Origin of the sequence: Streptomyces subrutilus, assembly GCF_001746425.1 — a bacterium.
Taxonomy (GTDB): domain Bacteria; phylum Actinomycetota; class Actinomycetes; order Streptomycetales; family Streptomycetaceae; genus Streptomyces; species Streptomyces subrutilus_A.
The window spans coordinates 7,080,966-7,107,832 of record NZ_MEHK01000001.1 but is presented as its reverse complement, the minus strand read 5'-3'; the positions used below and the strand labels follow the sequence as shown (position 1 = coordinate 7,107,832).

26 protein-coding genes are annotated in these 26,867 nt (G+C 69.0%); 13 read left to right on the top strand and 13 right to left on the bottom strand.

Annotation, left to right across the window (positions count from 1 at the left end; genetic code table 11):
- Positions 1-1,449 precede the first annotated feature (1,449 nt).
- The 3 genes from BGK67_RS41295 to BGK67_RS41290 all read left to right on the top strand — a co-directional run bounded on the left by BGK67_RS41295 (position 1,450) and on the right by BGK67_RS41290 (position 4,014).
- Positions 1,450-2,316 carry a hypothetical protein gene (locus tag BGK67_RS41295; RefSeq protein WP_432215534.1) on the top strand — a complete coding sequence of 289 codons (867 nt, stop codon included), beginning with the start codon at positions 1,450-1,452 and terminating at the stop codon, positions 2,314-2,316.
- A gap of 773 nt (positions 2,317-3,089) precedes the next feature.
- Positions 3,090-3,347: a hypothetical protein gene (locus tag BGK67_RS32535; RefSeq protein ID WP_069923410.1), complete on the top strand. Its 258-nt coding sequence runs from the start codon at positions 3,090-3,092 to the stop codon at positions 3,345-3,347.
- A gap of 184 nt (positions 3,348-3,531) precedes the next feature.
- Entirely contained in the window at positions 3,532-4,014 is a 483-nt protein-coding gene (locus BGK67_RS41290; RefSeq protein ID WP_432215499.1) for a cold-shock protein, read from the top strand.
- Between the two features lie 794 nt (positions 4,015-4,808).
- Here BGK67_RS41290 and BGK67_RS32525 read toward each other — a convergent pair.
- Positions 4,809-6,869 carry a pectinesterase family protein gene (locus BGK67_RS32525; RefSeq protein WP_069923408.1) on the bottom strand — a complete coding sequence of 687 codons (2,061 nt, stop codon included), beginning with the start codon at positions 6,867-6,869 and terminating at the stop codon, positions 4,809-4,811.
- Between the two features lie 199 nt (positions 6,870-7,068).
- On the opposite strand from BGK67_RS32525, the gene BGK67_RS32520 reads away from it, so the two are divergent.
- On the top strand, positions 7,069-7,296 hold the full coding sequence (locus BGK67_RS32520) for a hypothetical protein (RefSeq protein WP_069923407.1): 228 nt from the start codon (positions 7,069-7,071) through the stop codon (positions 7,294-7,296).
- 66 nt (positions 7,297-7,362) lie between these two features.
- On the opposite strand, the gene BGK67_RS32515 is transcribed toward BGK67_RS32520, so the two are convergent.
- The 3 genes from BGK67_RS32515 to BGK67_RS32505 all read right to left on the bottom strand — a co-directional run bounded on the left by BGK67_RS32515 (position 7,363) and on the right by BGK67_RS32505 (position 10,379).
- Complete coding sequence (locus BGK67_RS32515; protein ID WP_069923406.1) at positions 7,363-7,860, bottom strand: hypothetical protein; 498 nt, start codon at positions 7,858-7,860, stop codon at positions 7,363-7,365.
- Between the two features lie 130 nt (positions 7,861-7,990).
- Positions 7,991-9,034, bottom strand: coding sequence for an AfsR/SARP family transcriptional regulator (locus BGK67_RS32510; RefSeq protein ID WP_069923405.1), 1,044 nt, complete (start codon positions 9,032-9,034; stop codon positions 7,991-7,993).
- Positions 9,035-9,587: 553 nt separating this feature from the next.
- A complete protein-coding gene (locus tag BGK67_RS32505; protein WP_167739625.1) occupies positions 9,588-10,379 on the bottom strand; it encodes a helix-turn-helix domain-containing protein in 792 nt (263 codons plus the stop codon).
- 527 nt (positions 10,380-10,906) lie between these two features.
- On the opposite strand from BGK67_RS32505, the gene BGK67_RS32500 reads away from it, so the two are divergent.
- Positions 10,907-11,263: a hypothetical protein gene (locus tag BGK67_RS32500; protein ID WP_069923404.1), complete on the top strand. Its 357-nt coding sequence runs from the start codon at positions 10,907-10,909 to the stop codon at positions 11,261-11,263.
- 558 nt (positions 11,264-11,821) lie between these two features.
- Here BGK67_RS32500 and BGK67_RS32495 read toward each other — a convergent pair.
- The 3 genes from BGK67_RS32495 to BGK67_RS32485 form a co-directional block, all read right to left on the bottom strand.
- Complete coding sequence (locus BGK67_RS32495) at positions 11,822-12,382, bottom strand: YrhB domain-containing protein (protein ID WP_069923403.1); 561 nt, start codon at positions 12,380-12,382, stop codon at positions 11,822-11,824.
- Positions 12,383-12,769: 387 nt separating this feature from the next.
- A complete protein-coding gene (locus tag BGK67_RS32490; protein ID WP_069923402.1) occupies positions 12,770-13,387 on the bottom strand; it encodes an HAD family hydrolase in 618 nt (205 codons plus the stop codon).
- Positions 13,388-13,393: 6 nt separating this feature from the next.
- The gene (locus tag BGK67_RS32485) at positions 13,394-14,149 is read right to left on the bottom strand and encodes a DeoR/GlpR family DNA-binding transcription regulator (RefSeq protein WP_069923401.1); all 756 of its coding nucleotides are present in this window, start codon (positions 14,147-14,149) and stop codon (positions 13,394-13,396) included.
- Positions 14,150-14,221: 72 nt separating this feature from the next.
- Here BGK67_RS32485 and BGK67_RS32480 point away from each other — a divergent pair, with 72 nt between their 5' ends.
- Complete coding sequence (locus tag BGK67_RS32480; RefSeq protein ID WP_069923400.1) at positions 14,222-15,427, top strand: MFS transporter; 1,206 nt, start codon at positions 14,222-14,224, stop codon at positions 15,425-15,427.
- 155 nt (positions 15,428-15,582) lie between these two features.
- On the opposite strand, the gene BGK67_RS32475 is transcribed toward BGK67_RS32480, so the two are convergent.
- Entirely contained in the window at positions 15,583-16,119 is a 537-nt protein-coding gene (locus tag BGK67_RS32475) for a putative immunity protein (protein ID WP_432215498.1), read from the bottom strand.
- A gap of 287 nt (positions 16,120-16,406) precedes the next feature.
- Positions 16,407-17,261 (bottom strand): class I SAM-dependent methyltransferase, encoded by an 855-nt coding sequence (locus BGK67_RS32470; protein WP_069923399.1) that lies wholly within the window; start codon positions 17,259-17,261, stop codon positions 16,407-16,409.
- A gap of 62 nt (positions 17,262-17,323) precedes the next feature.
- Between BGK67_RS32470 and BGK67_RS32465 the strand changes: the two genes are divergently transcribed.
- Positions 17,324-17,950 (top strand): TetR/AcrR family transcriptional regulator, encoded by a 627-nt coding sequence (locus BGK67_RS32465; RefSeq protein ID WP_069923398.1) that lies wholly within the window; start codon positions 17,324-17,326, stop codon positions 17,948-17,950.
- A 99-nt stretch (positions 17,951-18,049) separates the two neighbouring features.
- Here BGK67_RS32465 and BGK67_RS32460 read toward each other — a convergent pair whose 3' ends face one another.
- Together BGK67_RS32460 and BGK67_RS39195 are read right to left on the bottom strand one after the other, a co-directional pair.
- A complete protein-coding gene (locus BGK67_RS32460; RefSeq protein WP_208948857.1) occupies positions 18,050-18,544 on the bottom strand; it encodes a hypothetical protein in 495 nt (164 codons plus the stop codon).
- Between the two features lie 204 nt (positions 18,545-18,748).
- Complete coding sequence (locus tag BGK67_RS39195) at positions 18,749-18,898, bottom strand: hypothetical protein (RefSeq protein WP_167739624.1); 150 nt, start codon at positions 18,896-18,898, stop codon at positions 18,749-18,751.
- A 55-nt stretch (positions 18,899-18,953) separates the two neighbouring features.
- On the opposite strand from BGK67_RS39195, the gene BGK67_RS39190 reads away from it, so the two are divergent.
- From BGK67_RS39190 to BGK67_RS39185, 3 genes are all read left to right on the top strand, one after another.
- A complete protein-coding gene (locus tag BGK67_RS39190; RefSeq protein WP_167739623.1) occupies positions 18,954-19,454 on the top strand; it encodes a hypothetical protein in 501 nt (166 codons plus the stop codon).
- A 557-nt stretch (positions 19,455-20,011) separates the two neighbouring features.
- Positions 20,012-20,908: an aminoglycoside phosphotransferase family protein gene (locus tag BGK67_RS32450; RefSeq protein WP_069923396.1), complete on the top strand. Its 897-nt coding sequence runs from the start codon at positions 20,012-20,014 to the stop codon at positions 20,906-20,908.
- A gap of 1,169 nt (positions 20,909-22,077) precedes the next feature.
- Entirely contained in the window at positions 22,078-22,227 is a 150-nt protein-coding gene (locus tag BGK67_RS39185; protein ID WP_167739622.1) for a hypothetical protein, read from the top strand.
- A gap of 43 nt (positions 22,228-22,270) precedes the next feature.
- On the opposite strand, the gene BGK67_RS32445 is transcribed toward BGK67_RS39185, so the two are convergent.
- Positions 22,271-22,726 (bottom strand): hypothetical protein, encoded by a 456-nt coding sequence (locus BGK67_RS32445; RefSeq protein WP_069923395.1) that lies wholly within the window; start codon positions 22,724-22,726, stop codon positions 22,271-22,273.
- Between the two features lie 715 nt (positions 22,727-23,441).
- Here BGK67_RS32445 and BGK67_RS32440 point away from each other — a divergent pair.
- The 3 genes from BGK67_RS32440 (at position 23,442) to BGK67_RS40355 (ending at position 25,691) form a co-directional block, all read left to right on the top strand.
- Positions 23,442-23,765, top strand: coding sequence for a hypothetical protein (locus tag BGK67_RS32440; RefSeq protein WP_244291389.1), 324 nt, complete (start codon positions 23,442-23,444; stop codon positions 23,763-23,765).
- Positions 23,766-24,295: 530 nt separating this feature from the next.
- The gene (locus BGK67_RS40360) at positions 24,296-24,853 is read left to right on the top strand and encodes an MFS transporter (protein ID WP_244291388.1); all 558 of its coding nucleotides are present in this window, start codon (positions 24,296-24,298) and stop codon (positions 24,851-24,853) included.
- The gene (locus BGK67_RS40355) at positions 24,738-25,691 is read left to right on the top strand and encodes an MFS transporter (protein ID WP_244291387.1); all 954 of its coding nucleotides are present in this window, start codon (positions 24,738-24,740) and stop codon (positions 25,689-25,691) included. The genes BGK67_RS40360 and BGK67_RS40355 overlap by 116 nt, the downstream gene beginning before the upstream one ends.
- Positions 25,692-25,755: 64 nt before the next feature.
- Here the strand turns inward: BGK67_RS40355 and BGK67_RS32430 are convergent, their stop codons facing one another.
- A complete protein-coding gene (locus tag BGK67_RS32430) occupies positions 25,756-26,634 on the bottom strand; it encodes a hypothetical protein (RefSeq protein WP_244291386.1) in 879 nt (292 codons plus the stop codon).
- Positions 26,635-26,867: the final 233 nt, after the last annotated feature.

The following is a 26,867-nucleotide window of genomic DNA, read 5'->3' as shown; positions in this document are numbered from 1 at the left end:
ATCCCGACGGAAGGGCCTACTGGTATGGAATGGGATGGCGCGCCAGTGTCATGCGCCGGTCTTCAGGCCGCAGCTCGCGATGCGATGTTCACCCCCCGGGGCTGGCAGCCCCGTGGAGCGCGAGAGAGGTTCGGCAAGCCGGGCCAATAGGAGACATAGGCGGCGGCTGGCGAACTGTCTGAGGAAAGTCGTTCAGCGAGCGATGTTGGCAGCTGGCGACGTGTTCTTTGCTACTGGTCCGGGGTGCAGGGTGGCCAACATGACTCATGGACGACTCGGAACGGCTCCCCACCCGACTGAGGGGAGATGCCAACGGGCTTCTCCCTCGGCCGAGTCGGCGGCGTGGCTGCCGGACGAGACAACCGGACGGCGTCTACATGAAGGGACAGGACGTGCTTGAAGCGTTGGTGACGCCGCAGTTCGAGGGCGTCCACCTGCCAGAGTCGGCCGGTCCCGGATGACGTCAGTGCGGTGCAACTTGTGCCTACCGCGGCAGAGATGAGCACGATCCACAGGAGGATGCCTCCCACAGCTGGTCCTTTCGAAGGGTGAGGTGCAGGGGGATGCGCAAGGCGGGGCCTGGCGACCCCCGGAATAACGCGACGGCATATGCAGAGTTGTGCCCTCTCATCCGATTGCAGCCATGCGCAGCAATCTGCGGGCGTGGGGCATCTCGATCTATTTCCCGATGATCGGTCGGCGGCTGTGGTGGCCAACGGAGGGTTGGCAGGCAGGAAGCGAAGCCGGAGCCTGAGCCTGAGCCGACAATGAGGGCTCACTGGCGCTGAAGGCAGAAAGGGCGACGGCCTGTGGCGGGAGCCGGCGATACGCCTGTCCGATCTCCCCGTGCAGGAGAGCCACCCCGCAGGTACGCGGCAGGCGCCAGGGTCCTCGCATCGGAGCATGCATGCGGCCGGCGGGACGGGGTGAAGTCCGTCCCGCCGCTTGCGTCGCAGCTCAGCGCTCCACGTCGCGGCATGGAAAAAGGGCGCGGCTATGGTCCACCTGGTTGGTTTGGACCGATAGAACGGCGTCAACGCATACTCGTCGACCACCATCACCCGGATGGCACACATCCAGACCAAGACCGAGAGCGTTTATGGAATATGACGACAGCAAAGCCCTCCGTATCCCTCCGCAGGACTGCGGACGAAAACGGACAGGAAGACAGCTTTCACTCCGGGGCCACCCGGATCGGGAAGTGGATCTTCACTCCGCCCTCCATGGGTTGGGGCGGGACCCGGAACGCCACGCTGGGACACGAAGATCTGGAAATCGATCTTCGGTACTCCTCTACGATTTTTGAGGACTTCCTCCGCACGATGAGCGTGATCCAGGTTGAGTTCGGCCGGCGGTTGGGGAACACGGCAGCGTCCGCAGCGGCTGCCGACGAGTGCTCGGGTAGCAGCTCCCGTGTATGAGGCGTACGGACAACCTGACATCCACGGTCTGTACCCTCAGCCGGAGGCGTCCGCGTTCTGGGACCGGCCCGAGCCCGTACAGCATCCCTCCACTGGGCAACCGCGCGGTGGGCCCGGCGAGGCGCAGCCTTCGTGGGACCCGGTGGAGGAGCTCGCCATCCTTCTCCAGGAGAGCGCCGCACCCGGGCAGCCTGAGCGCTTCACCCGAGTCAGCTTCGATGGCCTCGGCGATACGGCAAGCACCGCCGGGTGGGCCGCAGGGCTGAACCACACCGCTGCTGAACGTGCGCCCACACCGCCCTCCGGCGGGCACCGCCGGAGCAAGCCGAGGTCGCCGGTAGTGACCCTGCTGCAAACCGGCAGTGTGTTCACCGCCGTGTTGGTCGGTGCCATCGCCGTCGTGGTGAGCATCCTCAGCGGGTTGGCCATCTGCGACGCCCTGCGGCACAGCGCCGCGCCCCACACGGCTCGCGCAGTGGTCGGCTGGTGGCCCCTGCTGATCTACGGACCATGGATGGTCGCGTCCCTGTCGATCCTCAGATCCGCGCTGTACCGGCGCCGCGCACTCCATTCCTGGTCCATCGTTTTGTTGTTCTCCACCCTGGCCACGCTCTTGTGTGTAGCCCAGGCGCCCAGAACGATTACCGCCGGGGCTGCGTCCGCTCTTCCTGCCGTCGCGGCGCTGGCCTGCTTCCAGCAGTTGGTCCGCCAGATCACACTCACGCGACCGCCTCGCCAAGCCACTCCGCGACACCGAAACCCGACGCCATCTGCGTCCGCACCACTCAGACAGACGGCCACACCCAGACGGGGCCCGATCAGTACCCCTCCCGGCTACTCTGCGCCCGAGGGCAGAGCTGTCCACCCTCCGTCCCACCGTCACGGAGTCGGATAAGAGGCCTAACAGTCGCACGCGTGAGGCAGTGCTACGCGTACTCGTCGATGTCACGGTCCCTCGCCCGGGCAGTGGGTTCCGGTCACTGGGGGAGGTAGCGCAGCACGGTCGCCTTGCAACGACGAGCGAGGTCATGCCGGTGGGGCGGTGGCGTTCTCCGACTCCTTGCTCGGCTGGAGCCGGTGAGCTCCCGCAGGAGGGCTGAGCGCAGGTGTGTACCGACAGTGCGGTCTGGCCGATTGACAGTCGCGCCATCAGCGGAAGCGGTCCCGCGTCCGAACACCGGAGTGAGCATGCTGGCCGAGGGTCCCGGCGGAGACGGCGCTGCCGGATGACGACGGGAGTGGGTCGGACCTTCCGTGAGCGGCAACCGCGAAGGACAGAGGCCGTAGCAGAGGGTAACTCCCTGGCCAACTTGGTCCTCCCACACGTCAAAGGGGCGTTCCCTGCGTCCTTGAAACGAAGATCGAAACCGATGGTCACGGGCCGTGCGCACACTCAGCCTGACGGTCTACCCACCCTTGTTCCTTTCGCGAAGCGAGCCTGGGCGTGCCCACCCGCGATTCGGTGCGCGCCGGATCCCCGCGAACCGTGCATACGGTCGCTGCGGCACGCCCGAGCAACGTGCTGTAGGCCATGAGGTGGTCGGGGCGCCGGCGGCCACGGGCCTGGTGTGCCAGTGCTGGCGCAGCCGGCAAATGTCATAACTCGCTGAACCGAATACACAAGGCGCTCCGGCGCCTCACCCCCACGTCTGATGGAAGGTCAGCAACATGGTGTACGAGATGACCCACGCCGAACGTTTCCGGTACAAGCGGGGCCAGGACGCCGCCTACCAAGCCGGTGACGAGGCTGTCACCAACCTGCAGGCGGCGCTCGCCCTCGCCGATCTGGCGCTTCCCTCCCTGAGCAACGACGGGCCGGTGGCCGGCCACGGCTTCGTCCGGCTCGGAGGGTGCAACGCGGACCTCGCCAACCGGCTCGCCGAAGTCATCGCCGCAGGTGCCGATGCTCTGCAGCGAAATCGGTGACGCATGGCGGGTGGGGTGACTCAAAGGGCTTCGTAGCGGCGCTTGGCCAGCGCGGGGAACTTCACACCCCAAGGCTATTTACGGCGCCCCGGTCACGACTGCTGCAGGCGCATGCGGTTCACAGGATCGAGCAGGGCCTGCCCAGCCCCCACCCGACTACCATCACCGGTCGGACCGGTCGGACGTGGCATGTCGCCCGGTGCCCACCGAACGGACCCACCCGGCTCAGGCGGCGAGCAACGCGCCGCTGCGGCGCGTTGCTCGCCCCAGGCGCCCCTCGGCTGCAGTCACGCCGCATTCCGCTGGTTCACGCCCCTGCTCACGCCCTCCCCCTCGGTGGAGACCGGGCGGACAGTGTCGCTTCTGGATCCAGGCAGAGCGGAGAGTGAGACGAGTGTCGCCCTTCGGTGTCGTGAAGTGGTTCGACCCAGACCGGGGCACCGGTCTTATCAGCCAGGAGGGTGCCGGGCCTGACGTTCAGGCGGAAGCCTCGGCCATTCAGGGAGAGGACGGCTGTCTACGCCAGGGTGAGGAGGTCTTCTTCAACATGACGCTGGACAGTTGGGGACTACGAGCCGACAACATCCACCGTTCGGTACGCCGAGAGGCCCGGCGCTTGAACCCATCGGACGTGGTGACGTTGCATCAGGGGCTCTTATGCCCCTGATGCAACGTCACCACGTCCCAGAGGTTCTCCACCGCGAGCGTGGTCTGAGCACCCGCCCTGGCCCGTCCCATCATCTGCCGGCACAAGACGGCCAGGGCGGCCTGGTCGTCGGCTACCTCGGGCCACCGCCCAACCGGGCAGGGGAGCGTGCCGTTCGGGCGTACGTCCGTCGTTGCGCGCAGCGTGGTGTGCAGGCGGGCGCGCAGGTGTATGAGGGCGCTGAAGTCTGCGATGTGCGTGAACCGGGCAGCACGCGGTCGCTGAGGGTGTCGTCACCGGCTTCCACCGCCCGCACGATCGCCTCGACTGCCTCCCGCACCGCGGGAGGCAGTCCCGCAGGGCCCCCTGCGCCCTCAACTGATCCGGCCCGGGCCCCTGCGGACGACACCGTCACCTCGTCACACACGAGAAAGGTCCCGACCAGCCCGGGACGCATGATTCGGGCTACGGGTCGGCGCTGCTCAATGGCACGATCCTGCGCTCCCCCAAGGTCGGCCAAACTCGCTGCAGCGGTCGGGAGCGCCCGCTCACCCTCACCTGGTACAACCCTGAGTGGGGGCTTCACCAGGAGTGTGGCGGCTGTGGAGCTCCCGCGTGGCGGAACACGTCGCCCGCGTCCAACCGGCGTCGGGCGTCTGCTGTCGAGGCCGGGAACGCAGGGGTGATCCCGCGCGGACGAAGCCGTCTCAGGCGCGGGGCCTGCGGCGGTGGCGCGTGCGCAGAGCAGGAGGGTCGCGGCGCTGAGGATCGCGGCGAGGATGCCGGTCCCCGGCCCCCTTCTCCCGCCCGCCGATCTACGGGGTCCAGCCGCCCAGCCAGTGCGAGACCTCGTGGGATGCGGCCTGGGCGTCGGTCAGGTGGGGCCGATCGGTGCTCTTCGGGCCGGCGCCCGGGCCGGTGTTCATGTATTCGGCGAAGCGGTCGTCCTTCCAGGAGAAGCCGCCCATGTCGGTCCAGGGCGTGCGCTTGATCGCGGCGCTGAGGTTGGAATTGCGGACGGTGGCCTGGGGGTCGACCGTCTTGTCCCCACCGGGGTGCCAGTTCCGGCCGAGGTGGAAGGAGGACGCGGCCACGTCGCCGTTGACCGTGGAGCGGTTGATGAGGATGCCGTTGCGGCCGGCCGGGGTGCTCGGGGCGGTGATGTAGCCGGCCGAGGTGCCGTTCCAGCGCTTCTTGAGGGTGATGACCGACTGGTCGATCACCGCGGTGGCACGGCCGAAGATGAAGTCGACGTTGCCGACGACGTAGGAGTTGGTGACGTAGACGCGGCCGGGCTTGTCCGGCGCCGCGGTTTCCATCTCCAGGGTGTCCTGGTCGCCGGTGACGATGACGCCGTCCAGCACGATCTTGTCCGCAGCCGTGAGCAGGGCGACTGCCTGGTGGCCGTTCAGGGACTGGTTCGCGGCCTCGTCGAAGTCGTTGGAGACGCTGAGGTTGCGGAGTTGGGAGTCGTCCGACCGGACGGCGACCGTGGCGCTGCCCGGTGTGCCGTACGTGCCCGAACCGTCCGGCTTCCGCATGCCGGCCGCGTTGCCGTACACGATCACCGTGTCCTTGCGGCTCGCGCCCGAGCCCTGGATGGTGATGTGCGGCTTGCTCGCCGGAACGTCCACCGTCTCGCGGTACGTGCCCGGCTTGACCGAGATGACCACGCGGGAGGGATTGCCGACGGGTACGGCGTCCACCGCGGCCTGGACCGTCTTGTACGTGCCGGATCCGTCCTTGGCCACGGTCAGGGTGGTCGCGGCCGCAGCGGCGGGGTTCTTCGCCGCCGTGCCGATGGCGGGGCGGGGGCCGGCGCCGGACTTCACCTTCGAGGGGACGTCGGCGGCCGCGTCGAGGGTGTAGCGGTAGTAGGTCGTGGGGTCGAAGGCCGTGCCACCGCTCTCGTTGCGGCCGGTGGTGTCCACGAAGACATTGCCGCGCTGCACGAGAGCGGCCGTGCCGTCCTTGATGACCGGGTTGTTCATTCCCTCGAAGTAGCTGTTCTCCAGCACCATCTTCGTCCCGCCGCGCGCGTAGTTGCCGTAGGAGGAGGTGATGGACGAGTCCGGGTCGTCCTGCATGAAGTTGTTGTAGAGGTGGGCGTGTGCCACGTTGTCCGTCGACGGGTTGCGCTGCTCGGTCTCGTGGAACCAGTTGTGGTGGATTGTGACGTCGGCGGTGACGTGGTCGGTCCAGCCGATGCCGAAGGCCTTGTTCTCGTTCTTCAGCTGGTTCCAGGACACCGTCAGGTATGTGGTGTCCTTGCGGCTGTCGATCAGTCCGTCGGCCATGTTCCGCAGGTTGTTGTGGTCGATCCACACGTGGTGGGCGCCGTCCATCTGGATGGCGTCCCAGTCGTGGTCCTTGTCGTTCCACGTGCCGGCGTAGGAGTCACGGATCGTCAGGTTCCTGATGATCACGTTGTGGACGCCCTGGCCCAGGAAGAACCCTCCGCCGACGATGTGTCCCGAGGTGCCTGCGCCGACGATGGTCTTGTCCGAGGCGACCTTGATCTCCTTGCCCTTGGGGTTCATGGTGATCGTGCCCGCCACGACGATGACGTACGGCTTCGGGGCGGTCGCGTACTTCTCCAGGTCGGCCAGGGTCTTCACGGTGACGATCGCGCCGTCCCGGCCGCCGTAGGTGCCGTTCTGTCCCAGCGCGTTGACCGAGGCGAAACCGTCCGCGACCTCACGGGCCCAGGCCGGGCCCGTGGTGGCGGCCGCGGCCTGCGGCCGGGCGCCCTCGCCGAACACTCCGAAGGCTCCGCCGTACGACACGCCCACTGCGGTGGCCGTCGCCAACGGGATGCCGACGGTCAGGCCGAGCCTGCGCCTGCGGTGCCGTGCCTTGGGCTGGGTGGTTTCCATTGTTCACTGTCCTTGGGGGATGGTTGTGGGTTGTACACCTGCCAGTTGCCACCGCGGGTGGAAAGGTTGCCGCGTGCCCGGGGCACGACGCCCGTTCCGCCCGCCCGGTGTCCGCACCGAAAGGCCGCACCCCGCCCGGGTCCGCCGCCGGGCGGTCCCGTACTCTCCTTCCGATCTGCCGCCCTTGACGAGAGTCCCCGTGCGCACCGCTCACCGCCTGAGCGCCGCCGTCGCCTTCGCCGGTGCCGCGGCACTGGGGCTCACCGGATGCCTGCCCAAGCCGATTGCGGCGTCCCCCCTCCGTCCGGCCTCCGAGGTGCTGAACGAGTCCGTACCCGCACTGCGCGGCGCGTCCTCGTTCACCGTCAGCGGGAAGACGATGAGGGAGGGCGTACCAACACAGCGCACCGCGCCGCGCTGCCCGTGATCGTCGGCTACGGCGCGATCGCCGCCGTGGGTTCCGCCAGGGCCTCCGGCGACGCGCTCGGCGCCGTCAGCTGGCGCCCGGGCCTTCAAAGCGGTTCCGGGAGCGGTACTGCTCCCTGAACTGCTCCGCGATCCGCTGCAGGTTTGCCGTGACCGGGCTCTCCTCGTCCGCCGACCCGCGCGGCTCCCGGCCACGCCTGTCCCGCTGGTAGCGCTGCCCTCCGGAGACGGCCGTCTCCCGCCACTGCTCCACCGACCACCACAGCCTCGTGTAGGGCGCGGCGCCGTGCACGGAGACACCCAGGGCCCGCCACTGCTCGGGCGTGTAGCTCTTGACCCGCGCGCTCTTCTCCAGCTCGCGCAGGACGCCGAGCACCGCCACCACGGAGGCCGAAGGCGCGGCGCCGCCGCGTCCGGTCCGCTCGTCGACCCGCGTGGCGACCTCCTCCGCGGTCGAAGGGCGCCCCAGCGACCCGACGGCCTCCAGCACCTCCTCCTCGTCCGGTACGTACATCAGCCCGTCTTCGCCGCTCGTCCCCACCCTCGTCTCCCCCCGCTCGCTCATGCGCTTTCTTCCAGGAACCGGACGATCGCGTCGAGGAAGTGCTCGATTGCGATCGCCGACCTCGATGTGCCCCGCTCCGGCCACCTCGACGCCCCGGCCCCGTGACCGGGCGGGGGCTCGCTCGGTGCCGTCAGCGGGGGATTCGGCCGGAGAGGATCGTCCGGTGGGCCTGGCGTAGGTGGGTGCTCGGCGGGAGGCCAAGGTCCTCGGCGAGGCGGCGGCGGGTACGGGTGAAGACGGAGAGGGCTTCGGCCCGGCGGCCGTTGCGGTAGAGGGTGTGCATCAGGAAGGCCGCGACCGGTTCGTCGAGTGGCTCTGCCGCGGCGAGGGCGGAGAGTTCGGCGATCGCCTCGGCGGGGAGGCCGAGGCGGAGCTGGCAGTCGACCTTGCGCTGGGTCAGGGTGATCCGGTGGCGGCCGAGCCGCAGGCGCTCCAGCTCGGCGAACGGGCCGGGGAGGGCCGCCAAGGGCTCGCCGCGGAACAGGGCCAGGGCCTCGGTGGAAAGCCGCACCACCTCGGTGAGGTCACCCGCCCGCTCGGCCGCTTCAGCGGCGATGGTGAGCGACTCCAGTCGTGTCACGTCCTGCTCGATCCGGCCGTTGACGATCCGGTAGCCGTACCGGTCATGCTCGATCACCGGGACCGTGCTCAGGAGCTTGCGCAGCCGGTAGACGTAGACCGGTACGACGTTGCCCGTCGGCGGCTCGGTACCCCATACCCCGTCGAGCAACTGCGTTCGGCTGACCGGCCGGTCCGGGGAGAGCGCCAGCATCGCGAGCACCGCCTGCTGGCGGAGCGGGCCCAGGTCGACGGACTCCCCGGCGAGCCGGGCCTGCGGCGGCCCGAGGGGGTCGAGCAGGAGCCGCGGGCCGCCGGCCGCGGCCGATGGGCCGGGAGTCAGGACTGGTACCGGGTGGGCCGCTTGGCGGCGCGGGCCGTGGCCGGGCACCACCAGGCCGCAGTCGAAGGCGTGGACGATGGCGGCGGCCCGGTCGGGCAGCGCGAGTTTCGCGAGGACTCGGCCGAGGAGTCCGGCCACTTCGGGTTCGGGGAGGGCGAGTGCCTTGGCGATCTCGGCGTCGCGCAAGCCGCAGCCCGCGGCATAGAGCACCCGGCGTTCCGGCGCAGTGAGGGCGGTGACCTCAGGTCGGGCGGGAACCGCGGTCGTCGGCATGGTGGCCCCCTGTTCTCGGGACGGTCGATCCGGTCGTTGCCTCCGAGACTGACCGGGGCGCCGCGCCGCGACCAGGCAAGCGGACCGGCCGTATCTGGCCGGTCGCCGCATCGGGTGCCCCGGCCTGCGGAGGGTGGGCGCGTCAGGGGTGCGGACCGAATTGGCTGTAGGCCGACGGTAGGGCCCGGATGCCGCCCAGCGCACTGGGTTTTGACCGCGGTTGACAACCCCGCCGGGCAACCAAACACCTCATTGCCTCGCCCGATCAACGAATCCACGCTGAGCCTGCGCCGGCGCCTCGGCAGCACGCCCGGGGAGCAGGCCGACAGCCTCGTCCAAGCGCCTCCGCTGGAGAGCTTGAGGCACCGGTCGAGGAGCCGTGTACGAGGATCTGAACCCATGGCGTGGTGAGAAGCCGGACCGATAGCGCGGTCCGGCTTCCGGCCTTACAGAGACCAGCACACATCGCCCAGCCCTCCGGCCGGACCGGTCACACGTGACCCCTGCGGCCGGAGACCGATTTCCCGGACCTGCGTGAGGCAAGGAGCGGGTGTCACGTCGTGAGCACCGAGGTGAGGGGTCCATGAGTGGGCTCGGTGGTCGTGGAGGAGAGCTTGCCGAATTGGGTGGGGGTCAGGCCGGTCAGGGCGCGGAACTCCCGGTTGAAGTGTGCCTGGTCGTAGTACCCGCCGAGAGCGGCGGTCTCCGCGAGGGAGCGGCCGGGGGCTGAGGGCAGGGTGATGGCGTTCTGGAAACGCAGTACCCGAGCGAGGGTCTTCGGAGGAAGGCCTATCTGTTCACCAAAAAGGATCTCAAGGCGACGGCGGCTGCGACCGGTGAGGTCAGCCAGCTCGCCGACGGTCACCTGGCCCCCGGTCTCGCGCAGTCGTTGCCAGGCTTCCAGGACGACGGGAGAGGGCGTGTGGCTGTGGGCAAGCCGTGCCGTAATCGCGTTGTCGAGAATCGCGCAGCGCCCCGCCCAGTCCGGAGTCCGGGCCAGTCGCTCGGTGAGTCGAGAGACCCACTGGCGACCCAGGATTTCGTCGGGATGGACCACCCTGTCCGCAAGATGGCGCAGCGGAAGACCGAGCACGCAGTACGCCCCGAGCGGCGTGAATTCCACCTGAACGCCATTCGCGGTACCGGAGATCTCGCTGGTCATCGCGTGGGAATGCAGGCCGACAGCCATGGCCTCCCATCCCGTGCCTCTCTGCTGCCGGTCGCGGGGATCCATCACGTGTAGCGGATCGCCCCACCCGAGGAACAGAGTCACCGTGGCCGCCGGAACGCTGAGCCGGCGCTGCGGCGGCACTGACTGCAACCGGAAGCCGACGTACTTCCCCACGTGCGCCCTTAACCGGTCGGGCGCACCCCGCACATGACGTTGCACGATGCCCGTACTTTCAGGGAACCCCTCCACCACCAGCACTCCCCCAGCCCTTGTGTGGTGCCTGCGATGGAAAGCGATCAAGGCATCACAGCGCATCACCCCGGGCGGCCGAGCTCACGATGTCGTCCACCACTCCCTGTGAAGCAGCGACGGGAGCCTCTACCGGGACGACGGTGCGCATTCGTACAAGACGTCCGGGCGGCCGCAGCAGCAGTCTGTTGCCGTACACGGCAGCCGGTGAAGACGAGATTTGGCCGGGTCATCAGCTGGACGCGACAACGGTCTCGCCCGGCCGGCTGTTGGACGATCAGCGCAGGTGCTGTGAGGCAGGGAGTGTCCGCTTCACAGCGCACAAGGCGCGTGCAGGCAGAAGCCGCTTCCGCGCGCCGTGCGGGAAGCGGCGCAACCACCGTGAGCTGTGAACTCGCCGCTCACCGCTCGCCAAGGATCCAGTCCTCACCGACACGGACGGAGACATCACCGTGCGCATACGCACCCTTCTTGCCAGCGTCACCATGGGCGCCGCTGTTCTGGCCAGCGGGATCATCGCCCCGGCGCAGGCGGCATCGCCCGATGCCGCTGCGACAAAGGAGGTCCGAGCGGCCTCCAACGACCAGGCCCCCGCCCGGGCGGCTGCATGGACCGAGGCAATCAAGTCGGGTGCTCCGGTCAGGTCCTGCCCCAGTTCGACCTGCGACCCGCTCTGGCGCACGGCCTACGCCGGGCAGCCCCTCGAGTGGTACAACGTAGAGATCAACGACGCCGGAAACCTCTGGTACGAGCTCAACTACCCTCGCTGGGGCTGGATCTACTGCGGGAACGTCACCGCACCCTGCTGACGGCCCGGCCTTCACCGGGACGGCACAACAGCCACCCCGATGCGTAACCGTGGCTCCCGGGGCGAGAGAGCCCCGGGAGCCACAGGCACGCCCAGTGGTCAGAAGTGGGGCGCAGCCGCTGCGGATGCCGCGCTCGGCAGGTCGGGTCGACCGTCGGCGGCCCGGCCCGTCACGGGATCGAGCGTGACCAAGGTCTGGGAGCCGACGGCGGCTACCAGACCGGCGTGATCCAGCACGGCTTCAGCCTCGGCATCGATGCCCAGGCAGTACAGCGACCGCGAGTGAAAGGCTTCCAGCCGCGGCCCAAGCGGTGGGTGTCCGGCCGACCTGCGCCATGTCCCAGTGGAGAGGATCGTCCGGCTGCGGACGCAGTACGCCGACGAGTTCGTTGCCTTCGCGGCAGCGGTTATGCGGCGGCCGCCATGTGGTCGAGGTCGCCCAGCAGGTCCGCGACCGTGCGGCCTTCGAACTGCATCTCCAGGCAGCGTTCGCGCGGGCCACACAAGACGCTCTCACGGGCTTCCCAATGGAGAAGTCAACCGTGGTACGTCAATTCCACTAGCCGAGCCTTCCCTGGCGGATGGTCTTCACGGCGAGCACTGAGTTCATGGGTTCGATGAGTTGTTCCACGGCGACAGCTACAAGGTGGGCCGGGGCATCGGCCTGCAGCAACGCACTCACGTACTCAAGGGCCTGCGATGGAGACAGCATCGGCAGTCTCCGGCGCAGGATGCGTGCCGCTTGCAAGCGCCCGCGCACGGCGGCAGCTTCGCGTATCTCGGCGTGTAGATCGTCCACAGGGGTGCGGACGGCCAGCCCACGGATGCGAACGCGGTAGTCAGCCTCCCAGGCTCCCTCTATTTCGGATACGGCTCCAATTTGGTGCAGCCCGCCGTCGATGCGGTCGACCAGGTAGGGGCCGTGGCCGATCAACATGGCGGCGGGGTTCCGGGTGCGCGCGTATTCCTCGGACTGCCAGTAGACCTTCCAGACCAGCTCGTGTTCCTGTACATGCAGCACTGTTGTGGACACCGGCTCCACGCCCAGAGCCGCCCACTTCTGGTTCTCGCGGTCCAGCTCTTCCTCGACGATACGAACCGCGGTCTCTCTTTCGATCACGCGTGCAGCATCCCCTATGGATACAGGTCTGACCAGCAGGTTTCTGGGCCCGCAGTCACAACTCCTGTCCTTGTGGCGGCGGCTGCCTGGTTGGCTCGGGTGGTAGAACGTCGTCAGGCGCCGGTCACGGATGAGGGCCCAGAGGACGTGGACGCGGCGGCGGGCGAGGGCGATGACGGCCTGGGCATGGCGTTTCCACGATTCGCGCCACGGAACGTATCTGCGTCGAGCGCGCCATCACCGAAATCAAGACCTGCAGAACTTTCAAGCGCTGCCACGGCAAGCGGGAGCACCTGGCCCGGACCATTGATGCCGCCGGGTCCCTGGCCTCCGATCGGGCGGCCCGCCGCCGATCACCCACGGGGCAACCGCCAGGCCAACACGTGCTCAGCTCACTCCAAGAGCCCTCTTGAGGTCGGCTGCCGTGGTGAAGAGCCGGCCCTCAAGGCCGGCCGTGCGTGCCGCTTCGATGTTCTCTTCGCGGTCGTCGATGAACAGGATCCGCTCGGGTGCGGTGTCGAGTGCGTCGTAGGCCCAGCGGTAGGCGCCAGGCTCCGGCTTGGCGTGGCCGATGCGGCAGGAGAAGGCGCACACCTCGAAGTGGTTGAGCCAGGTGTGGCGTCGCTCGTAGTGGGCGGCCAGTTCCTCGGGGATGTTGGAGAGCAGGGCGACGCGGCGACCGGCCGCGGCCAGCTCCTCGATCAGCGCCACCATTTCACCGTCCACCGCGCTCCAGCTCGCGAGGTCGGCTTCGATCAGCTCGGCGATCCGCTTCGGGCCGAAGGCCGTGCCCAGGATCTCGGCCACGCGTTTCCAGTACGTGCTGCCGTCGATGTGGCCACGGTCGTACGGCCGGCGTTGGGACCAGTACACGGACCAGAAGGCCTCGGCCGGGCCCCCGGCGGTCGCCGCGAGCCGCGCCTTTCCCGCCTCGGACTGGTGGTGGGCGATCACTCCGAACATGTCGAAGAGCAGGACGTGGTCGGTGGTGCTGTCGTGTGTCATGGCGCGTCATGTCTTTCGTACGGTGACGCCCGCGGCACTCAGGGCCTCGGTCGCATCGGTGGGGGCGTTGTCGTCGGTGACGACGACGTGCAGGCCGGAGGCGGGAGTGACGTGGGCGAGGGCGGTGCGGCTGAGTTTGGCGCCCTCGGCGACCGCGATGACGCGACGGGACGAAGCGATGGCGGCGCGCTTGACGGTGGCGTCGGCCAGGTCGTACGCGGTCAGGCCGTCCTCGGCGGTCAGCCCGCAGCAGCCGACGATCGCCGTGTCGAAACGCAGTGCGGCGAGCGACGCCTCGGTCAGCGGGCCGGTCAGCGACAACTCCCCCCGGCGCGGTTGTCCGCCGGCCAGCAGCAGTGTCAACTGGGGTGCTTCGGCGAGGGTGTTGGCCGCCTGCAGAGACAGCGGCATCACGGTCAGCCGGCGGTTCACGAGTAGTCGCGCCACCTCAAGGCAGGTCGTGCCGCTGTCGAGTACCACCGACTCGCCGTCGGCGATCAGCGCGGCCGCCTCGGCGGCGATCCGGCGCTTGGCCTCGAGTCCCTCCTGTGCGCGCAGCGCGAAGGGCGGTTCTTCGCCCCGCAGCAGCAGGCTCCTCGCGCCGCCGCGATAGCGCTCCAGGACCCCCTGCGCCGCAAGGGCTTCCAGATCGCGCCGGATGGTCATCTCGGAGGCGCCGGTGAGCTGTGCAAGCTCGGTCACACTGCTGCGGCCGTGCTCGCGTACGGCGTCGGTGATCTGCCTCAGTCGCTCTGCGCTCATGACTCAAGTGAACACGATGAATGTTCGAAACACAACTTGCAAACACAATAACTGTTCATTACGTTCGAGGGCATGCAACGTTTCCTGCGACTCGGACGTGGCGCGACCTTCGCCTATTTCGCCCTCAACGGCTTCCTCATGGGGATGTGGATCGTCCACATCCCCGTCGTCGAGCAGCGCACCGGCATCGACCACGCTCTGCTCGGCTGGCTGCTACTGCTGTTGGGCGGCGGCGCCTTCGTGGGGATGCGGCTCGCCGGTCCGCTCACCGACCGGATCGGCCCTCGCAGAGCCGTCCCATCAGGCGCCGCCCTGTGCAGCGGCGCCCTGGTCCTGCCCGCACTCGCCACGGACGCCTGGACACTGGGCGGAGCCCTGCTGGTCCTCGGACTGGGCAACGGGGTCTTGGACGTGAGCATGAACACCCATGCCGTACAGGTCGAGCGCGGCTACCGACGGCCGGTGATGTCGGCCTTCCACGCGGTGTTCTCCGTGGGCGGTGTGCTTGCCGCACTGGTGGGCGCGCTCACGCTCAGCGCCGGCTGGAGCGTGGTCACGACCCTGGCGGTGACCGCCGTGGCGGGCCTTGCGGTCGCCGCCCTGGCACTACCGGGCCTGCTGCCCCATCAGCCCGTATCCCACGCGGACGAAGCCCCCGGGGCGGCCCGGGCCCCTGGGCGCCGGGGAACCCCGCGCCGGATCTGGTTCCTCGCCGTACTGGCCTTCATGCTCATGCTCTGCGAGGGCGTCGCCAACGACTGGAGCGTGCTCCACCTCAAGAGCGTGCTCGGCGCTCCGGCCGCGACCGCCGCCTTCGCCTACGGCACGTTCGCCACCGCCATGACGGTCGGCCGACTGCTCACCGACCGTCTGGCCAACCGCTTCGGCGCCACCGCGATCCTGCGCTACGGCGCCGCGCTCGGTGCGGCCGGACTGGCCCTGGCAGCCTTCGCACCCATCGTCCCGCTGGCACTGATCGGCTGGACCCTCGCGGGCGCGGGTCTGTCCGGCTGCATCCCCCAACTGTTCAGCGCGGCCGGGCACTTCGACCCGGCTGCGGCCGGCGCCAACGTCTCCCGAGTCGCGGGCCTCGGCTACCTCGGCATGCTCGCAGGCCCCGCCGTCATCGGCCCGCTGACCCATCTCATTCCGCTCAACCTCACACTGCTCCTGCCCACGGCGCTCTGCGTGATCGCCGCGGGCGTGGCCGCACGCATCCTCAAGTCCACCCCATCCCCAGCTGCACCCGCTGATCTCGAAGGGGCGACCTCCCGATGAACACCACCCCACGACATCCGCACCGTGGCCAGGCCCGAGCCGGTCGTACCAGGACCGTCAGGTACGCCTGCCGATCCCACGGCCGGCGCTCGTACTGACGACCCAGGAAGTCAACCGCTGACGGATATGGGCCCGCACCGTCGTAATGCTGAAAGTCACTTGGCGAAGGTGAGTGAACGAAGGTCAGCGTCCAGCATCCGGGTCAACTCACCGACCCTTCCCCCGCCACTCGGCGCCGCAGGGAAACGTTTGAGCACGTCAACGACGGTCGGCGTCGCACGATGCACCGCCTGCTCAACGAGCCGGGCACCAACGCTCGGATCGTCGTCGGCGACGAGTTCGGCTGCTCTGGCCGCATAGGCGCCGGCTCCGAGGATGTGCTTGACCTGGGTGGCCTTGGCCAGTGGATGCAGGTAGGCGGCGCCTGCCGCGGACATCGCTGCCCACGCTGCCTCGCGCGCAGCCGCAGTGTCCGCGCACTTGGCCGCTTTGAGGGCCGCCGACGCTGTCTCGCGCAAAGATTTCCCTCGTTCGCCGCCCCGAGCGAACTCCCACGCGGCACTGACAGCGTCTCGAGGCCGCGAGTCGCCCGGCTGGTCGGCCTCGAATAGCGCGAGCACCACCTCTGCACACGTTGCTGCGAACGCGGTGACCTCACGAAGGTCCTGCTTGCTCAGAACGATCTCGCTCACTTCCCCTGTCATCGTCACATCTTCCATGACTGCGCCGGACGGCGGGGAACGGCTCCGGGCCGCCCACACCGACTGGCTCCCCAGCAGACGGGCCCCGTCGCACACCGGGCGCCGGGATGTCCCGCACTCCCCTCTGACGTCATCGGGGAACGCTCCTCGGCGTGTTCCCCGATGACGCCGAGCCCGGAGATCCGCCATGCCGGCGACGAGTGCTTGCGCATCGGATCGTTCTGGGGTCCGCCCTCTGTGCCTCAGGTTGCCTGGCTCATCATCTCGGGCACGATGCGTCACGTGTGGGAAGAGCCACGCTGACGCGTGGCTCTGACGATCCAGACCGACCCTGGGAGTCGCACGCCTTCGGCGGTCTCGAACTCGGCCAGCGCCTCCTGCAGTTCGGCACGGATGCGGGTGACGGTCGCCTGGCCTACATTGCGCAAATTGTGGCGGGTCGGGCCCATGGAAAAGATGAAGTCGGCGGCGTCCTTCGCGTTGGCGCCGAAGGTCATGGGCGCCTCGGCTGACACGACGTCGGCGTCGGTGAAGCCGGCGGCAGCGAGCACCTGGCGGATGCGTACGGGATCGAGGAGCGACCCCATGCCCCTGGAGGCGGGGGAAGCCTCCCGCAGGAACGGCGACAGGGCGGCGGTCGCGCGGGCGTAGGCGCTGTCGGGGCCGCCGGGATGAGGGCCGAGGAACGCGAGTCGGCCATCCGGCACCAGCGCCTGCCCGAGATGGGTGAAAGCCGCGACGTGGTCGGCGAAGAACATGACGCCTCCGCGGCTGAGGAGGACATCGAACCCGCGGTCGGGTAACGGATGCACCTGCGCGTCGCCCTGCTCGAAGGAGACGTTGGCGAGACCTTCCGCGGCGGCGTCGCGGCGGGCGCGTGCCAGCATGGGCGCGGACAGATCGATTCCCACGACTCTTCCCTCGGACGCCTGCTGTGCCGCGAGGAGCGTCGTCTGGCCGGTGCCGCAGCCGATGTCGAGAACGCGGTCCTGCGGGGTAATCCCCGCGGCGGCGAACAGAGGCGCGTTGAACGCACCCATCATCCCGTTGTAACGCTCGGGGTTTTCGGCCCAGTGAGTGCCCTCCCAGCCGTTCCATGCCGCTGCCTGCTGGTGGTTGGTGATGGTGTGCACCGCTCACGCTCCCTTTGTTAGAGGTGACCTCTAGAGGTCACCTCTAGATATAGACTCCAGTCATGCGTGAGGGCAAGGGGAAACAAGGCGCGAGGGCCCAGGAGACACGGCGTCGGATCATCGAGGCAGCCGGTGCGCTCTTCGTCGAGCACGGCTACGGGGCGACGAAGCTCCAAGAGATCGCCGACCGGGCGGGCGTGGCGATCCAGACGATCTACTTCGTCTTCCGGAACAAGCCTTCGCTGCTCAAAGCGCTCGTCGACGAGGCGATCGCAGGCGACGACGACCCCGTCCCGACGATGGACAGGCCATGGTTCGCCGAGGTGACGTCAGCGCGGACCGCCTCACCGGCACTGGCGGCGCTGGTCGCCGCCACCCGTGCAACACTCGAACGCGTCGCGGCCGTCAGCGAGATGGTCCGCGCCGCGACAGCAACCAACCCGGAGATCCGAGAGTTGTGGCCGGATCAGGCGGACCCGCGTTACACGGTGATCTCGACGGCGGCAGAGTCTTTGATCAAGAAGCCGGGGGCCCGCCCGTCCGTCTCCGCCGAAGATGCGGCGGACATCATCTACGCCGTCCTCAGCCCAGAACTCTTCCTAGTCCTCACCCGCGACCGCGCCTGGCCACCGGCCAAGTGGGAGCAATGGGCATACGACACCCTCGCCTCACAGCTACTGGGCGGTTGATAGTCGCCGCTGACCGTACGCGCACGTAGTCCCAAGCGTGGTCCCCGCGAGTGAGGCCGGCAGACGGTGGAGTCCACCGAGACCGTCCAGCCGACGTCGTCATCGGCATCCGCTATTGCGGGCACCGCTGCGAGGGCCCGTCCGGTCCAGGCTGCCCTCGGACGGCCCCGAGATGCCGACCGGCCAGCCGTTCGGCTCCCGGAGCGAGGGGAAGGAGCGGTAGCAGGGCAGCCGCCCCTCGGGCGCCACGGGATCACCGGTCCGCCGCGAGAGCTCCGCCCAGCGCAGTCGGCGCCAACGGGGGCCGCGGGGCTCGCCCGGCGTCCCCCGCAACACGTCCGCGGGGTCGAGGCCCGGAATGATCTCGGGCCCGCCGCCATTCAGCACGGCTCGTTGATACGCGACATAGGACATGTCAGTGGGCCCGAGTTCGTGTTCGTACATGGAGTGGAGCACCCAGGCGGCGTCGGGCAGTGCCGGCGGCATGAAGCCGGTGAGCCCATCATCGTCGGCCAGCTCCCGCAGCCAATCCATCTCCCCAGCCGCGGTCAGCGGCCACCGGGCGGTCGCCAGAGCAGCGGATGTCTCGTTCATCCGCTCAGGATCTCACCCGCCGCCGCGGCGAGCGCCAGGATCACTTCCCGGCCTCCACCACGTTCCCGGCGCCCTTGTGTCCCGTCTTAAATGATCTGGCTCGGAGTCGGGGCCCTGACCTGCGGCGACCAGTTCGGCTGAGACGTGGAGATGCCGGGAATCTCAGATGATGTGGCCCCGGGCGGGTGAATGCCGGGTGCTGTCTCAGCCGATCTGGTCCGGCTCCGTCGTTTCGAACTGATACCACGCCTGTGTCGTCAGCCACGACTGGTAGTCCCGGAAGATGCGGCCGAGGCCATCGGGTTGTTCTCGCGCGTCGAAGAACTCGCCGAGGAGCCGGTGGAGCGCGGTCACGGCTGCGGTGTCGGCCCTGCGGTGTGAGCGGGTGGACCCATCCTCCGGGTGTGAGGTGGCGGACGAGGATGGGCCAGGTCAGATCCTGTCCTGCGCCGCGGCGAACGACGAGCCATTCCTGGAAGCCCGCGAGCATGCTCCAGCTGCTTCCGGAGTCCAGGCCGAGGACGAAGGCGGTGGTCGTGGCGAAGGAACCGTCCAGACCGTGCCGGACTGGATCGCGGCGGACCGCGGTCAGCAGGGCCCGGTAGTGCTTGAACACGGCGGCGTGGAAGGTCTGGTGGGCAGCGGCGAGATGGTTCCCCATGGTGCGTTCAGAGTGGCTGATCACGGTGTTTGGGTTCTTGAGCGGGTGGCTGGCCATGTAGCGGTGGACGGTGGCGTAGGCGACGGTGGCGTCGTGTTCGTCCAGCAGCTTCTCCCAGACGAGCCTCACGGTGGGGAGTTGGCCGACGTGGGTGGTGGCGTAGTCGTTGAGGATGGCGTCGGTGGCGGGGCCGACACGGATTTTGGCCGGACCCACGATGGGGGCGCGTTGCTTTCGGGGCGCAGGTAGCTGGGCTTGAGGTGGTTGGCGCGGGCCAGTCGGCGGCAGCCGAGCGAAGTAGTCCGGGGTGTGCTCGCGATCCCGCTCGTCGTCCAGCCAGACCAGGCGGAACGGCTGGGAGGCCAGAGCCACGACGGCGGGATCGAAGTCCAGGGCCATCGCCGCATCCCGCTCCACCCACGACTCGTAGCCCACCAGAGAACGCGAAGTCACCGCCCAATAGTCGCCCGTGAAGTTCTTCTGCCCCTTGAACGCGGCGAATTTCCGCGCCGGTGAGGAAGTTCGAAGGGCTCACCCCAGTAAACGGGCGAGCGGCCCTAGCCGCCGCGCACCATCGGCACCGACGAAGCCCACCTAGACGTCAGCCGCGAACTCCCAGGCGTGTGCCGCCTCCGCAGGCTCACCCACGAGCACCTCCCCGCCGCCCTCAGCTCTGCACTGCGAGCGTGGAACACCCCGCGGAGCCCCGTGCCCCGGACGCGGAAGGCGTCACCCCAACGAGCGACAGCCCGTTTCCAGCACGTCAGCGATTCAGCGTCCCATGTCATCGATGGTTGAGTAAGATCATGGACAGCTTCGAGATCCATGAGAACTTGGTGCGCTCTCTGGTGCGTGAGCAGCATCCGGACCTTGCAGGACTGGACCTGCGTGAGGTGGTCGGCGGTTGGGACAACCAACTGTGGCGTCTCGGAGACGAGTTGGCCGTGCGCGTGCCGCGCACGGAGCGTGCCCCGTCCCTCCTGCGCAACGAGCACCGGTGGCTGCCCGCCCTGGCCCGGCGTCTACCACTTCCGGTCCCGACCCCCATGCGGATCGGTGAACCGTCCGCACGCTTCCCGCGGCCATGGACCATCGCGACATGGGTACCCGGCGAACCAGCCGACCGCGCCCCAATCAGCCACGACAGCGCGGCCGACACTTTGGCGGGCTTCCTCAAAGCACTCCATGTGAAGGCGCCCGCAGATGCACCGGTCAGTCAGGATCGCGGCATTCCCCTCAAAACGCTCTCGGATGGTTTCGAAAAGGGACTCGAGGAAGTCGCCTCCGGAGGCGATGCCGCTGACCTCCGGAATGTCCGGGACGTCTGGGACGAGGCCGTTGCGGCTCCCGATTGGGAGGGCCCGCCTGTATGGCTGCACGGCGACCTTCATCCAGCGAATGTCGTCGTCTCGGGCGGGACGCTCTCGGGCGTGATCGACTTCGGTGACATGTGCGCCGGCGATCCGGCGGTCGATCTCGCGGCTGCCTGGGTGCTCCTTCCCGCGGGGGCGGCTGCACGGTTCTTCGACGCGTACGCACACGCGGACGAGGCGATGATCCGGCGCGCACGAGGGTTGGCTGCCGCGAAGAGCCTTTTCCTCATCCTCATGGGCCGGGCCGGGGAGCGGGGCCTGCCAGGCGGCAAGCCGACATGGGGGCCCGCGGGCCGGGCGGCGCTTGACCGTGTCCTGGCACCAATCTAGGAGGCTGGCAGACCAGGTCACCTGAAACCGCAAGCGAATCGGGCCAGATCACCTGAGACGAGGACCAGATCCTTGGAGACGGGACAGGATCTCACCCGCCGCCGCGGCGAGCGCCAGCTGTCCCGTCTCACTGAATGTTGCCCGTTCTCACCGAAGATTGAATGGTGCCTGCCAACGGTGCAGCTGCCAGGAGTTGGCCAGGGTGGGTGAGCCGGGAGTGCCGCATCCCGGGCATGGACCCGTGCAGGGTCGAGGTGGAGCTCATACGCGGTGATGCAGTCGCTGATCCCTGTGCCCACGGCGGCGCCACAGGGGCACAGCAAATTCAGTCCGCCCCGGCCGTGCAAGCCGCAACAGCCCACGTGGTCAGCGGCAAGGTCGCGCGACAGGTCTGGTGCATCGTCGGGATGGAGGACGATCCTGTCTCGGGAGCCTGCGGACATCAAGAACCCGTCTCCGTCGCCACGTGTTGACCAAACCCATAGGGGCTCCCGGGGAAACACTGCAACCGGGTCGTCGGTCGGCAGCAGCAGAGCGCCCATGGCTCAGGCTCCAGGGCGTAGAACCCCAAACGCATCGTGGCTGGAGCCCGACGGTAGCCGTCCGGTCCGGTTCGTCCCTCGAATTGATTGCCCCTCCCGGCCCCGGGGCGGCTACGCCGCCGGCCGGGGCTGCCTGGGCGAACACGGCGCCTCCGATGAGGCACGCGGATGCGACAAGCGCCACGGCGGTGGAGCGCAGGCCCAAAACGGCCGCTCGTTTCACAAGGTCTCCTTCGTGAGGTTCGGGGGTCATGAAGAATGGCCGAGGCAGTTCCCGCGACCCGAGAAGCAGGGGCCGGCAACAACCGCAGCGGTTGGCGGCCTTCCTGGGTGCGGCTCTGACGTCCAAAAACGTACCGAGCTCTGCTGAAGGCGCGGTACCCACCCTTTCGGGTGGGTACCGGTGGGAAGTTGTGACGCTCCCTGCCGATGGATACTTGGGGGCCGCGTGCAGTCCAGCCGAATCGCCTTCGTTCCCAGCGGGATGCCGCGATCGCGGAGCGGAGACGAAGGAGCGGCTCCGACCGGGGGACGGGGCGACGGACACACTCAGGACCCTCGTCAGTGGGCTTCCAGAACAGCTCCTGCCCGCACGTGCCCGCTCCTTAGCGCTGACAGGCGGGCCCGGTGACTGCGTCCGCCGTTTGCGCCGACACGGTGCGGTCAGTCCGCCGTCAGCCGGGTGAAAACGGAGCGGCTGGAACGCTGCTGCCCGGCTTCTACAAGAACCACATCATCGACGGCCTCGAGGACGGCTTCCTCGTGCAGATCAGCTGACCCGCTCGTGCCAGGGCCGGGCCCCGTGGGAGGGCCCGGAACCTCAGCCGGTCTCCGGCCAGAAATCGATCGCGTAACGCTCCACACCGTAAGCCGTGCCCTCAGACTGCGTGACGCTCGCCACCTCAGCCCTTCCCGCACAGCGCACCCGACCCCGCCACATCCCAGGACGGGCCAGACGGATCAGCTCCTCAGAGCGGCCCGACCCCCACACGGCCACATCGCCGGTCACCGACTCGAAATCGGTCTCCGCCTGCTCATCCCAGTCACCGGCCCCACTGTCGGGCGGGCTGTCCCACACCCGGACGGCAAGCGAGGCGGTGTGGCTATGGCCGGCACTGAACACGTCGAACCGCCGGACGTGTCCCTGCAGGAACACCCCCCACTGGAAGTCGTCCGGGAACGGCACCGGCACCACACTGTCGTCCGACTCCTGGAAGCCGAAGGATCGGAACTCAACCCGCACGTCCAAGTCCTGCTGCCCCAACAACACAGCCACAGCCCTCCCCCTTTCGCTGCCCACAGCATGCGAACTCTCCCCACGAGCCTGGAACACGGCTTCGGCCCTCAGCCCTGCCCGCTCGGCCTCGTCCCAGCCAGGCCAGGGACTTCGGCTCGCCGAGCGCACCGAGCTTCTCCACATGCAGCTTCACCCGGCCGTTGGGCTGGATGTCCAGCGAGACCTTCGCGTCGGCGCTCCTGCCGCTCCTCTGTCGGAACGTTAGAAACCGTGAGCGATGAAGAACGCGGGGGTCTGGCGAGGGCGGTGGTGGTGCGGCCGCGGGCGGCGGCACTGCGCTGGAGGGCTTCGAAGGACAGCCGGCCGGCTGCGGTGTCCCAGACGACGCTCGCGTCGAGGACCAGGCCGTCCGGCAGTTGCCCGGCGGCCGCGACCAAGTCGGGGAACCGGTCTGGGAGCAGGGAGCCGCGCCGGGTCTGCTGGAGCAGCCGGCCGCCGACGTCGGTGGGGGTGGAGAGGATCGCGCGGGGGCCGTCGAACCAATGTCCGCCGGGAAGCCGCTCGCCTGGACGCCGGGGCCGGGGACGTACTCGGCGGCCTGGGCGAGCATCGGCGCTGCTGCACCAGGCCGCTGAACAGCAACAGCGAGGTCGTCCATGCCGCCTGTGATGCGCTCGTCGCGGGGCTCGATACCCCCGGCCTTCGGGTCCTCGCCGCCTGCACCCGTGCCGAGGCGGACTACGACGTCCACGACTTGCTTCCGCCAGCAGTTGCCGAACTCGGCCTGACCGTCCACCCAGTAGCCAGCGAGGCCGGCCAAGAAGCCGCGGCGCGAGCGCTCGCACGACGCATGCTCGCCGGCGGGCTGAAACCCTGGGAGCTCACTTTCCGGATTCATCAGCGCTACGGACATGAGCTGCCCCTGACAGAACGGCTTGCTGAGCTCGATGACGAGTACGCCATGCTCGAATGCGGCGACGGAACCGTGGACCAGGTCGATGCCGCGGTCACGGCCGAAGCCCGCCGCCTCGCAGCCCAGCCCCGCGTTCCCACCGAACCCACGGACGTCTCCGGCTGATGCACACGATCACGGGCTGGCTGGAGTGGGGGTGAGCGGGTCGTCCGGCCGCCGATGCGGACTCGGCGGGGGCGGGGATGTCGCCGGCGTCCTGGAGAGGGCCCCACTACGTGGTGTGCGGCGGGGCCCGGGGGTGTCGTACCGTGGACGAGTTCCTGTCCCGAGGTCTCGGGGGCAGGGACCGGATCTCCTGTTCCTTCCGTGTCTATCTTGAGGTGACTTCCTATACCCCAGGCCATGTAGCGGTCCGTATTCCCCCACGTGCTGAGTCTTCGCACGTGTTCCGGGGGCGGACGTCGCGCTGGCCTGAGTCGCGTCACCCTCCCCCGCGGTTTTCTGTCTTTTCCCGGGTGCAGCTCTGCCGTCTGCCCCGGGTTCCGTGATTTCCGGCCCCGGTGCGGCTATCGGCAGCGCTCCCCGATTCCTTTGGATCAGGAGTCCCCGTCGTGTCTTCCTCCGCGCTCGGCAACGAGCCGCAGCACACCACCCACCCCTCGGGCCTCCCAGCACCTCGCCACCCGAAGATGGCCTTGGCGGCCTGGATCGCCCTCCTGGTGCTGCTGGTCGCCGAGCTCATGAACATGCTCGACCAGTCGGTCGTTCTGACCGCCTTGCCCGCGATCCAGGAGTCGACCGGCGCAGGACCGGCCGCGGTGCAGTGGCTGACCGCCGGCTATTCACTGCCCGTCGCCGTCGGGCTGATCACCGGCGGGCGCCTCGGCGACATCCACGGCCGGCGCAGGATCCTCCTCATCGGCACCGTCGTGTTCACCACGGCCTCGCTGCTGTGCGGCTTCGCTGCCGGGCCTGGCGTGCTGATCGGTGCCCGCGTGCTCCAGGGTGTGGGAGTGGCCCTGATGATCCCGCAGGTCCTGGCGACCCTTCACGTCACCTTCGAGGGAGAGAACCGCAGCAAGGCTTTCGGCCTCTACGGGGCCGTCCTTTTCGCTCGCCAACGTCCTGGGCCCGGTGATGGGCGGTCTGCTCACCGAGGCGGACCTGTTCGGGCTGTCCTGGCGGCCGATCTTCCTGCTCAACGTGCCCGTCGGGCTCGCCGTTCTCCTCCTGGGACGCAGGTTCGTCCCTGAGTCGACCGTCCGGAAGGCCGACCGGCTCGACCTCACCGGCATGCTGCTGTCCGCGCTGGCCCTCGTCCTGATCCTCTTCCCGCTCACCGAAGGCCACACCCACCACTGGCCCCTGTGGTGCTTCGCCATGCTCGCCGCCGGCCTCCTCACGCTCGGCGCCTTCCTGCGCCAGCAGCAGCGCAAGCGGCACAACGCCCCGCTCATCCCCCTGTCCCTCCTCCGGGACCGGCAGTTCTCCGGCGGCCTGTCGGCGCAGCTGATGCTCGGCCTGCTGTGCGGGCTGTTCTTCATGACCTGGACCCTCTACCTCCAGCACGGCCTCGGCCTGAGCCCCTTCCACGCGGCCCTGGCCTTCGTGCTGCTGTCCCTCGGAGAACTGGCCGGCGCGACGGTCGCGGCGAAGAGCGGCGGACGCTTCGCCCGCCGGCTCCCCCAGGCCGGAACCCTCATCGCGCTCGCCTCGATGGCCGCCTACGGACTCCAGGCCGGCCGGCTTCAGGCAGACCTGACCCTCGTGGCGATGACCGCACCGGTGGTACTGATCGGCTTGGGCCTCGGCATGGTCAGCGGCCCGCTGGCCGACATGTCGCTGGCCAGGGTCCCGCACGAGGCCGCCGGGTCCGCCTCGGGCCTGTTCAACACCGCCATCCACCTGGGCATCGCCCTCGGCACCGCGCTGACCGCCCTCGTGTTCTTCGCCGCCACCAACGGCTCACCCGACGCAGGACTCAACCGCGACGCGTTCACCAGCGTGCTCTGGTGGGTCAGCGGCGCCCTCGCCCTGATGTGGGCCCTGATGTTCTGCCTGCCCCGGCAGGCGAACAGCCGGGCAGACTGAGCCACCCCAACCCGTCTTCCTCGTCCTCGCCGTCTGCGGCGTCGTCGAGGTTGCGAACTTCAGGTCACGGCCGGGACCAGCGTTCCGTGAGGGTCGTGATCGAGGCGGCCGCCCGGTGGAGCCTCGCGTCGTCGCCCCGCACCGTCTTGTTCAGCTCGACGTGGAGGAAGCGGGAGCGCCGGTCGGCGGCGGTCCGGCCCTGCTCGTTCTCCCTCCCGGCGAGCTTGCACGGTGCGGAGTACGCCGTGCACACGTCCAGGCCGTCCCGCCGCAGTGCCGCGGTCAGCTGTTCCGCGTCCGCCACCGCACTGTCGCCGCGGCCGGTGGAGACCACCGCGTCGCGCCCGCGGAAGGACTCGTCGGCGAATCCGTGCAGCTGGACTCCCGGCAGGTTCCTGCGCGTGAGCTCGTCCACCACGGCGTGGAACACGGAGTCCTCGCGGTGCGCCACGTCCGCCGCTCCGTCCTCGCCCGCGTCTCGGTGGGCCCCGGCCAGCACCAGGACTCCGCCCGTCGCGCCGCGCAGCACCCGTGCCCCGAGGAGTTCCGTGCGGGCGTCGGCGACGGGATGGGGGACCTGAACCGACCAGCGCGCGGGGCCGTCGAGGTCGACGTACACCCGGCCCCAGCCGCGGGTGGTGTGGCCGGATTCACTCGCCGCGTCCGCCACCTCGGCGTACCGGCGTCCGCTGGCGGCGTCCGTGACGGTGCGGAGGGTGAAGTCGATCTCCGTCAGCCCGGCCCGCGCGGCTTCGGGATCACCGTCGAGCAGATGGGTAACGGCCCCGGTGAACGCCCGGCGTTCGCGGTCGGTGGGGGTGCGGTACCCCCCGCGCTGGCCGAATCCCGCGGTGAACCGGGAGATGCGCTGCTCCAGATCGTCGGATGGGGACGGGCGTGGTCCGGGGGCGGTCGGCGGGGCGCCGCCCGAGCGTGCCGACACAAGCGCCAAAACGACACAAAGGGAAAGAAGCGCGCCACACAGAGCAGCAATCGTTATCAGCCATGTCCGTGGAGCACTCATAGTCATATGAAAATAGCGGAGTGATGTCCCTGCGCTCTCCCTCCCACCGCTGGTCGGCCTGCTTCGGCCGCACCCGTTTCCAGATGTGTTCCGGGTGGCCACGGGGCGTGCGTCAGCGGGGAGGCGGACGAACCGCCGGCATCACCCGTGCG

Excerpts from the sequence above, each read along its gene's own strand:
- BGK67_RS32465 (WP_069923398.1), top strand. The coding sequence starts at position 17,324 with ATGCGTGAGGGCAAGGGGAAACAAGGCGCGAGGGCCCAGGAGACACGG.
- BGK67_RS32450 (WP_069923396.1), top strand. The coding sequence starts at position 20,012 with ATGGACAGCTTCGAGATCCATGAGAACTTGGTGCGCTCTCTGGTGCGT.
- BGK67_RS32515 (WP_069923406.1), bottom strand. The coding sequence starts at position 7,860 with ATGAGCGAGCGGGGGGAGACGAGGGTGGGGACGAGCGGCGAAGACGGG.
- BGK67_RS32510 (WP_069923405.1), bottom strand. The coding sequence starts at position 9,034 with ATGCCGACGACCGCGGTTCCCGCCCGACCTGAGGTCACCGCCCTCACT.
- BGK67_RS32490 (WP_069923402.1), bottom strand. The coding sequence starts at position 13,387 with ATGACACACGACAGCACCACCGACCACGTCCTGCTCTTCGACATGTTC.
- BGK67_RS32535 (WP_069923410.1), top strand. The coding sequence starts at position 3,090 with ATGGTGTACGAGATGACCCACGCCGAACGTTTCCGGTACAAGCGGGGC.
- BGK67_RS32525 (WP_069923408.1), bottom strand. The coding sequence starts at position 6,869 with ATGGAAACCACCCAGCCCAAGGCACGGCACCGCAGGCGCAGGCTCGGC.
- BGK67_RS32480 (WP_069923400.1), top strand. The coding sequence starts at position 14,222 with ATGCAACGTTTCCTGCGACTCGGACGTGGCGCGACCTTCGCCTATTTC.
- BGK67_RS40355 (WP_244291387.1), top strand. The coding sequence starts at position 24,738 with ATGGGCGGTCTGCTCACCGAGGCGGACCTGTTCGGGCTGTCCTGGCGG.
- BGK67_RS32460 (WP_208948857.1), bottom strand. The coding sequence starts at position 18,544 with ATGAACGAGACATCCGCTGCTCTGGCGACCGCCCGGTGGCCGCTGACC.
- BGK67_RS32485 (WP_069923401.1), bottom strand. The coding sequence starts at position 14,149 with ATGAGCGCAGAGCGACTGAGGCAGATCACCGACGCCGTACGCGAGCAC.